3 protein-coding genes and 1 pseudogene are annotated in these 3820 nt (G+C 53.4%); 3 read left to right on the forward strand and 1 reads right to left on the reverse strand.

The window, feature by feature from the left end:
• The 3 genes and pseudogenes from HX884_RS25580 to HX884_RS25590 form a co-directional block, all read left to right on the forward strand.
• The coding region (locus HX884_RS25580) for a hypothetical protein (protein ID WP_178328983.1) at positions 1 to 206 on the forward strand (206 nt) is incomplete at its 5' end.
• Positions 203 to 1168 (forward strand): peptide ABC transporter permease SapB, encoded by a 966-nt coding sequence (gene sapB / locus HX884_RS25585; RefSeq protein WP_004193276.1) that lies wholly within the window; start codon positions 203 to 205, stop codon positions 1166 to 1168. The genes HX884_RS25580 and sapB, both read left to right, overlap by 4 nt.
• Positions 1155 to 1613 (forward strand): annotated as a pseudogene (locus HX884_RS25590) (peptide ABC transporter permease); the annotation flags it as partial. The gene sapB and the pseudogene HX884_RS25590, both read left to right, overlap by 14 nt.
• Before the next feature lie 230 nt (positions 1614 to 1843).
• Here the strand turns inward: HX884_RS25590 and HX884_RS25595 are convergent.
• On the reverse strand, positions 1844 to 3385 hold the full coding sequence (locus HX884_RS25595) for an IS91-like element ISCR1 family transposase (protein WP_000050481.1): 1542 nt from the start codon (positions 3383 to 3385) through the stop codon (positions 1844 to 1846).
• Positions 3386 to 3820 lie beyond the last annotated feature (435 nt).

Consider the following 3820-nt stretch of genomic DNA (forward strand, 5'->3'; position numbering starts at 1 on the left):
ATCAGCAAAAGGGGATGATAAGTTTATCACCACCGACTATTTGCAACAGTGCCCTTGCGCGCGAGTTGCCGATCCTGCCTCTGGCCTCTTCGCTCCGTTTGCAGGCTTACCGCTATGACATCAAAGGGCTGGTGCTCAGTCCGTTCGGCAACGCTTCTTTTGCCGGGGTTTCCAGGGAAAAGGCTGACGAGGTGAAAAAACCATGATTATCTTCACCCTACGCCGATTTTTATTATTGCTGGTCACTTTGTTCTTCCTGACCTTTATTGGCTTCAGTCTGAGTTATTTCACCCCCCATGCGCCGTTACAGGGCGCATCGCTGTGGAACGCTTGGGTATTCTGGTTCAATGGCCTGATTCACTGGGATTTTGGTGTGTCCAGTATTAACGGCCAGTTGATCTCAGAACAACTGAAAGAGGTGTTCCCGGCAACAATGGAACTGTGCATTCTGGCATTTGGTTTTGCACTAATGGTCGGGATCCCCATCGGCATGTTGGCGGGCATAACGCGTAATAAATGGCAGGATCGTTGCATCAGCGCATTGGCTCTGATGGGCTTCTCTATTCCGGTTTTTTGGCTGGCGCTGCTGCTGACGTTGCTATTCTCACTAACCCTCGGCTGGTTACCCGTATCAGGGCGTTTTGATCTGCTTTATGAAGTAAAACCCGTAACCGGGTTTGCCATTATTGACGCCTGGATCTCCGACTCGCCCTGGCGCGATGAAATGCTGGTCAGTGCCATCCGCCATATGGTGCTTCCGGTGTTAACGCTCTCCGTGGCACCGACGACGGAAGTTATTCGTCTGATGCGTATCAGCACTATTGAGGTCTTTGATCAAAACTATGTCAAAGCGGCGGCGACTCGTGGTCTGTCACGGTTAACGATTTTACGCCGTCACGTACTGCACAACGCTCTCCCACCGGTTATCCCGCGCCTGGGGTTACAGTTTTCCACCATGCTGACGCTGGCGATGATCACCGAGATGGTCTTTAGCTGGCCAGGTCTTGGCCGTTGGCTGATTAACGCGATTCGCCAGCAGGATTACGCGGCGATTTCGGCGGGTGTGATGGTGATTGGCTCACTGGTTATCATTGTTAACGTGATCTCTGATATTTTGGGTGCTATGGCTAACCCTCTGAAACATAAGGAATGGTATGCCTTACGATAGCGTCTACAGCGAAAAGCGCCCGCCTGGTACGCTGCGCACCGCATGGCGCAATTTTTACGGCGATGCAACCGCAATGATCGGCCTGTATGGCTGTGCTGGACTGGCAATTCTGTGTATTTTTGGTGGTTGGTTCGCGCCTTATGGCATCGACCAGCAGTTTCTTGGCTACCAGCTTTTGCCGCCGTCATGGTCACGCTATGGCGAAGTCTCTTTCTTCCTCGGGACTGATGACCTGGGGCGTGATGTTTTAAGCCGCCTGCTTAGCGGTGCGGCCCCGACCGTGGGCGGTGCGTTTGTCGTCACCCTTGCCGCCACGTTGTGTGGCTTATTGCTTGGCGTGGTTGCCGGGGCAACACACGGTTTGCGCTCCGCGGTGCTGAATCACATTCTGGACACCCTGCTGTCGATCCCTTCACTGTTGCTGGCGATTATTGTGGTGGCTTGGGTATAGGAAGTATAAACCACCTTTTTGCTCCTCATCCGAAGTATCTTACCTGAAATTCCCTCACTCGTTTACCGCTCAAGCCCCAATTTTAACTGCCGGTCCAGCCTAAACCGCTCTAATAAGGTTCGATTTGGCGGTAAAATCTCTAGCCTGATAGCTCGAGAGATACAAACTGCCCCACCGCCCCGTTTAAAAGTTGGCAGTGTTGAGCAGTGTTGGATTTGGGGTCGTCAGTCAAAGAGACGACTCTGTGATGGATCGAACAGGCTGGGAGTCAGTGGCGGCGCTCGTTCTGGTGGCAGCTCACGCTGCTTGGCGGCATTCGCCTTGGCTGTTTTCTGTTTCAGATGCTTGAGAATCTGCTCAATGACCTTCGGATCTTCGATGCTGGCAATCACTTTGACGTGACCGCCGCAGTGTTCGCAGACTTCAATATCAATATTGAAGACTCGCTTGAGGCGTTGCATCCAGGTCATGGCGCGGTGGCGCTCTGCAGGACTCTTGTCACGCCAGTTAGTATCGAGACCTTCCGATTTGTCGGGCTTCTTGCCCCGCTTGGCGGGTGTTACTTGAACTCGGTGTTTGCTGTTCGGTGCAAAGACGCCGTGGAAGCGTGTGAGGTTGACTCGCGGCTTAGGTACCAACGCAGCGAGTTTGGCGATGAAGTCCAGCGGCTCGAAGATCACATGGGTGGTGCCATTGCGGTACGGAGTTTTGAGCTCGTAACGCACCTGCCCATTGGCGGTTAATGCCAGACGTTTTTCTGAAACCGCTGGCCGACTAATGTAGCGACACAAGCGCTCAAGCTTATCCCGCTGATGCGCTTCGGCCATCACACCGGCGTGTAGCGAGAAACCAGCATGGTTGGCTACTCGACTGCTTGAGTCGGCTTTATCCTCACGCCCTGGCAAGGTTTGCAGGGTGAAGACTTTGCGCCCTTGCTGGGGGCCGACGGCAATGCGATACGTAACCGAAGCACCATGTAATTGAGTCAGCGTATCGTCTTCGCCCTCTTCCAGTGTCAACCACGTATTCTCGGCATCACGCTCCAAAATCCCACGCTTTTCCATGCAGCGAGCGATGCGATGGCTGAGGGTGTGAGCGAGCGTATTCAGCTCATCGTAAGTGGGTGCCTTGACACGATGGAAGCGTTGCTTGCCATAGTCATCTTCGGCATAGACACCATCGAGAAACAGCATGTGGTAGTGGACATTGAGATTTAGCGCGGAGCCAAAGCGTTGGATAAGAGTCACTGAGCCAGTTTGTGCAGAGGCTTTGGTGTAACCGGCTTTTTTGATCAGATGAGTTGAGAGTGTACGATAGACGATACTCAAGACCTGGCCCATCAGCTGGGGATGGCGAGCCAGCAAAAAGCGTAGCTGGAAAGGAAAGCTGAGCACCCACTGGCGAATGGGCTCCTTGGGGAAGACTTCGTCTATCAGCAGCGCCGCACTCTCGGCCATCCGGCGGGCACCGCAGCTAGGGCAAAAGCCGCGTCGTTTACAGCTGAAGGCGACCAGACGCTCGTGATGACAATCCTCGCAGCGAACCCGCATGAAACCATACTCCAGACGGCCACATTGGAGGAGGTCGTTGAATTCTTGTTGGATGTAGCGAGGCAGGTGTTGACCTTGGGCTTCGAGTGAGGCTTTGAAGGCTGGGTAGTGCTGCTCAACCAGCTGGTAGAGCAGCGTCTGGTCGGGTTGGTGGCGTTCGTAACCGTTTGTTTGAGTGGGCGATTGACTCGCCGTGGCGTTCCTTGCCAGCGACATGGGTATCCTCCGCTGATACTGTGGTTATGTACAGTATCAGCGGCTTGCGTTCAGACGTCCAGTCTGGCCCTAGACATCGCTAAATGCTTAACCCGCAATAGCCCTCACGAGTTGTTATCAGCCACTACCGGTTGAGCGAGAAGGTTTTGGGTTCAGGGTGCTATTGCTCCACCAATCACAATACTGAAGCCCCAACTGTTATCAGTTGGGGCTTTTTCTTGTCTGTTTGCGGCGGTTGCGTTTTATCGGTAGTCGTCGAGCTCTGCACCATCCCACATAAGAGCTTAACGGTGCGATCTTCAACGCCATCACACAAAACTTTCTTTTTCACGCACAGTCAACTTATTGGATGTTTTATTAACAACCCAAAAGGAGATATTTAGCGGGCGGCCGGAAGGTGAATGCTAGGCATGATCTAACCCTCGGTCTCTGGCG

Source organism: Enterobacter sp. SECR19-1250 (assembly GCF_013391025.1).
Taxonomy (GTDB): domain Bacteria; phylum Pseudomonadota; class Gammaproteobacteria; order Enterobacterales; family Enterobacteriaceae; genus Enterobacter; species Enterobacter cloacae.